Origin of the sequence: Streptomyces sp. NPDC057654 (assembly GCF_042800135.1) — a bacterium.
Classification (GTDB): domain Bacteria; phylum Actinomycetota; class Actinomycetes; order Streptomycetales; family Streptomycetaceae; genus Streptomyces.
The window spans coordinates 3,910-8,330 of sequence record NZ_JBHVHQ010000351.1 but is presented as its reverse complement, the minus strand read 5'-3'; the positions used below and the strand labels follow the sequence as shown (position 1 = coordinate 8,330).

Sequence of the window (4,421 nt, the reverse complement as noted above, 5' to 3'; positions counted from 1 at the left end):
GCGGTCCCACGGTGCATCCCGCGCCAACGACAACAGGCGCTGCCGCGCCGCCCGCCGCCGAAGCCACGGAGCCCGCTGCACCCCATGGCGCCCCGTCGATGGCGCCCCGCGCCACCCCGCCGCCCGCCGCCGAACCCCCGCCCCCGGCCCCCGTACCGACACCCCCCTCAGCCGACCTCGCCGCCCTCATGGCCCGTGTCCGCTCCGCCCGCCGCTTCGCCGCGGCTCTCGCCGACGCGCACCCGGTGCGCGGCGGATGGCAGTCGTGGCTGGGCGACGACACGGTGGTCTGCCGGTGCGAGGAAGTGACGTACGGGCAGGTGAAAGAGGCGGTGGCCGGGCGGGGGGCGGATGGGATGCGGGTGCTCAAGCTCGTTTGCCGGGCCGGGCTCGGGAGCTGTCAGGGGCGGGTCTGCGGGCGCAATGTCGCCGAGATCGCCGGGGGCCTGCTGGGCGCCTCCGACCTCGCCGATCCGCACGCCGCCGACCGCCGGCCCATCGCCCAGCCCATCCGCCTCGGAGACCTCGGCGACCTTGGCGACCTTGGCGAACCGGGTGAGTCCACCGTCTCGTAATACATCCCCGCCAGCGAAGGGAAACCCCCATGTCCAGACCCGCCCCCGCCCTCACCGGCCTCATCGTCGCCACCACCCTCCCCTACGCCCACGACCCCGCCGCCCCCGCCGGGCTCCGCCCCGACCTGGACCGGTACGGCGAGCACTGTCGCTGGCTCGTCGACAACGGAGTGCACGGCGTGGGGCCGAACGGTTCGCTCGGCGAGTACTCCTCGCTCACCGACGACGAGCGGCGCGCTGTCGCCCGTACGGCCGTCGAAGCGGTCGGCGGGGACGCGCTCGTCGTCGTCGGGGTGCACGGGCCCGGTGCGCATCAGGCGCGGGCCTGGGCCGAGGCGGCGGGCGAGGACGGGGCCGACGGGGTGCTCTGTCTGCCGCCGACGCTCTACCGGGCCAACACCGCCGAGATCGTGCACCACTACACCGAGGTCGCCGCGGCCGGGCTGCCCGTCATGGTCTACAACAACCCGCTCGACACCAAGGTCGACCTCACCCCCGAGGTCCTCCGCGAACTGGCGCAGATCGACGGCGTCGTCGCCGTCAAGGAGTTCTCCGGCGACGTCCGCCGCATCCTGCACATCAGGGAGCAGGCCCCCGGCCTGGAGCCCGTGGCCGGGGCCGACGACCTCGTGCTCGAAGCGCTCCTCATGGGGGCCACCGGCTGGTTCGCCGGGTTCCCGAACGTCTTCCCCGCGGCCTCCGTCCGCCTCTACGAACTCGCCCTCGCCGGCCGCCTCGCCGAGGCCCGTGCCCTGTACGAGCCGCTGGTCGCCGCCTTCCGGTGGGATTCGCGGACCGAGTTCGTCCAGGCGATCAAGCACGGCATGGACCTCGTCGGCCGCCCCGGCGGGCCCTGCCGGCCGCCCCGCGGGCCCCTCGCCCCCGACCGGCTGGCCCAGCTCGACGCCGATATGAAGCAGGCGATTCAAGCCGCCCAAACCGCCCAAGCCATCGACGGCGGTCGCTGATGCGTGCCGCGCGCTACTTCAGCGCCGTCGACTCCCACACCGAAGGCATGCCCACCCGCGTCATCACCGGCGGCGTCGGCCCCATCCCCGGCGCCACCATGGCCGACCGTCGCGCCTACTTCATGGAACACCTCGACCACATCCGCCGATTACTGGTCAACGAGCCCCGCGGCCACTCCGCCATGAGCGGCGCCATCCTCCAGCCCCCCGCCCGGCCCGCCGCCGACTGGGGCGTCATCTACATCGAGGTCTCCGGCTGTCTCCCCATGTGCGGCCACGGCACGATCGGGGTGGCGACGGTCCTCGTCGAGACGGGGATGGTGGAGGTCACCGAGCCCACCACCACCGTCCGCCTCGACACCCCCGCCGGGCTCGTCGAGGCCCGCGTCGCCGTCCGGGACGGCCGCGCCGAGCACGTCACCATCCACAACGTGCCCTCCTTCGCCGTCGCCCTCGACGCCCGCGTCGACGTGCCCGGCCTCGGCGAGGTCCGCTACGACCTCGCCTACGGCGGCAACTTCTACGCCATCACCCCGCTCGAAGCGCTGGGCCTGCCCTTCTCCTCGGCCCGCGGCGACGAGATCCTCGCCGCCGGGCTCGCCGTCATGGAGGCGATCAACAAGCACGAGAGGCCCGTGCACCCCACCGATCCGGCGATCTCCGGCTGCCGCCACGTCCAGTTCACCGTCCCCGGCCGGGACGGCTCCGACTCCCGCAACGCGATGGCCATCCACCCGGGCTGGTTCGACCGTTCGCCGTGCGGTACGGGCACCAGCGCCCGGATGGCCCAGCTCCACGCGCGCGGCGAACTGCCCCTGCACCAGGACTTCGTCAACGAGTCGCTCATCGGCACCCGCTTCACCGGCCGCCTCACCGGCACCACGCGGGTCGGCGACCATACGGCCGTACTCCCGACCGTCACCGGCCGGGCCTGGATCACCGGCATGGGGCAGTATCTGCTCGATCCCACCGATCCCTTCCCCAGCGGGTTCACCCTCTGAGGCCACCTGAGGCCACCTGAGCCAATCCACTGGCAGCACCGGCGCATGACCCGCCCCGCCCACCTGTTGACTAGCGATATTCAGTCTGGCAAAGATGTGAATAGCTCGATCCATGCGACGTCAGGGAGGCACGGCCCATGTCAGGACCACGACCCGTACGGGCACCGCGCGGCACGGAGATCAGCGCCCAGGGCTGGCAGCAGGAAGCCGCCCTGCGGATGCTCCAGAACAACCTCGACCCGGAGGTCGCCGAGCACCCCGACCAGCTCGTGGTCTACGGCGGCACCGGCAAGGCCGCCCGCGACTGGCGCTCCTTCGACGCCATGGTGCGCACGCTCAAGACCCTCAAGCAGGACGAGACGATGCTCGTCCAGTCCGGCCGCCCCGTCGGCGTCATGCAGACGCACGAATGGGCGCCGCGCGTCCTGCTGGCCAACTCCAACCTGGTGGGTGACTGGGCCAACTGGGAGGAGTTCCGGCGGCTGGAGGCCCTCGGCCTCACCATGTACGGGCAGATGACCGCCGGGTCCTGGATCTACATCGGGACGCAGGGCATCCTCCAGGGCACGTACGAGACCTTCGCGGCCGTCGCCGCCAGGAAGTTCGGCGGCAGCCTCGCCGGGACGATCACCCTGACCGCCGGGCTCGGCGGCATGGGCGGCGCCCAGCCGCTCGCCGTGACCATGAACGACGGCGTCGCGATCTGTATCGACTGCGACCCGCGGGCCATCGAGCGCCGCATCGAGCACCGTTACCTCGACGTCAAGGCCGACTCCCTGGAGCACGCCCTCCAGCTCGCCACCGAGGCCCGCGACGCCCGCCGCCCGCTCTCCATCGGGCTGCTCGGCAACGCCGCCGAGCTGCTGCCGCGGATGCTCGCCGAGGGCGCGCCGATCGACATCGTCACCGACCAGACCAGCGCCCACGACCCGCTCGCGTACCTCCCGCTGGGCATGGACTTCGACGAGATGGCGACCTACGCGGCCGAGAAGCCCGCCGACTTCACCCAGCGGGCCCGCGAGTCGATGGCCCGGCACGTGGAGGCCATGGTCGGGTTCATGGACGCGGGCGCCGAGGTCTTCGACTACGGCAACTCGATCCGCGGCGAGGCGCAACTGGCCGGGTACGGGCGCGCGTTCGCGTTCCCCGGCTTCGTACCGGCCTATATCCGGCCGCTCTTCGCCGAGGGCAAGGGCCCGTTCCGCTGGGCCGCGCTGTCCGGCGAGGCGTCCGACATCCACAAGACGGACAAGGCGATCCTCGACCTCTTCCCGGAGAACGAGTCCCTCGCCCGCTGGATCAAGCTCGCGGGGGAGCGCGTCCACTTCCAGGGCCTCCCCGCCCGCATCTGCTGGCTCGGCTACGGCGAGCGCGACAAGGCCGGCGAGCGCTTCAACGACATGGTGGCGTCCGGCGAGCTCCAGGCCCCGCTCGCCATCGGCCGCGACCACCTCGACTGCGGCTCGGTCGCCTCCCCGTACCGCGAGACCGAGGCCATGCTCGACGGCTCGGACGCCATCGCGGACTGGCCGCTGCTCAACGCCATGGTCAACGTCGCCTCCGGCGCCTCCTGGGTCTCCCTCCACCACGGCGGCGGCGTCGGCATGGGCCGCTCCATCCACGCCGGCCAGGTCTCGGTCGCCGACGGCACGAAGCTCGCGGGCGAGAAGATCCGGCGGGTACTGACCAACGACCCGGGCATGGGCGTCATCCGGCACGTGGACGCCGGGTACGAGCGTGCCGACGAGGTCGCGGCGGAGCGCGGGGTACGCATCCCGATGCGCGAAGGCGAGGGCGAGGGCGCGTGACTCCGTCCGACGGTGACGCCGGGAACCAAGCCCGTCCGGCGTTTGAGGACAAGGCCGCGGGCCGATGGG

Annotated in this window: 4 protein-coding genes; all 4 read left to right on the top strand. The window is 72.6% G+C overall.

Translation table 11 applies throughout. The features are described from left to right. Positions 1-575: (2Fe-2S)-binding protein (locus ACFU99_RS24015; RefSeq protein ID WP_384395211.1), on the top strand; the 575-nt coding region annotated here is incomplete at its 5' end. Positions 576-604: 29 nt separating this feature from the next. Continuing rightward, the gene (locus ACFU99_RS24010) at positions 605-1,543 is read left to right on the top strand and encodes a dihydrodipicolinate synthase family protein (protein ID WP_384395209.1); all 939 of its coding nucleotides are present in this window, start codon (positions 605-607) and stop codon (positions 1,541-1,543) included. Continuing rightward, the gene (locus ACFU99_RS24005) at positions 1,543-2,544 is read left to right on the top strand and encodes a proline racemase family protein (RefSeq protein WP_384395207.1); all 1,002 of its coding nucleotides are present in this window, start codon (positions 1,543-1,545) and stop codon (positions 2,542-2,544) included. The genes ACFU99_RS24010 and ACFU99_RS24005 overlap by 1 nt, the downstream gene beginning before the upstream one ends. 137 nt (positions 2,545-2,681) lie before the next feature. Beyond that, a complete protein-coding gene (hutU, locus tag ACFU99_RS24000; RefSeq protein WP_384395205.1) occupies positions 2,682-4,352 on the top strand; it encodes a urocanate hydratase in 1,671 nt (556 codons plus the stop codon). Positions 4,353-4,421 lie beyond the last annotated feature (69 nt).

Excerpts from the sequence above, each read along its gene's own strand:
- ACFU99_RS24010 (WP_384395209.1), top strand. The coding sequence starts at position 605 with ATGTCCAGACCCGCCCCCGCCCTCACCGGCCTCATCGTCGCCACCACC.
- ACFU99_RS24005 (WP_384395207.1), top strand. The coding sequence starts at position 1,543 with ATGCGTGCCGCGCGCTACTTCAGCGCCGTCGACTCCCACACCGAAGGC.
- hutU (WP_384395205.1), top strand. The coding sequence starts at position 2,682 with ATGTCAGGACCACGACCCGTACGGGCACCGCGCGGCACGGAGATCAGC.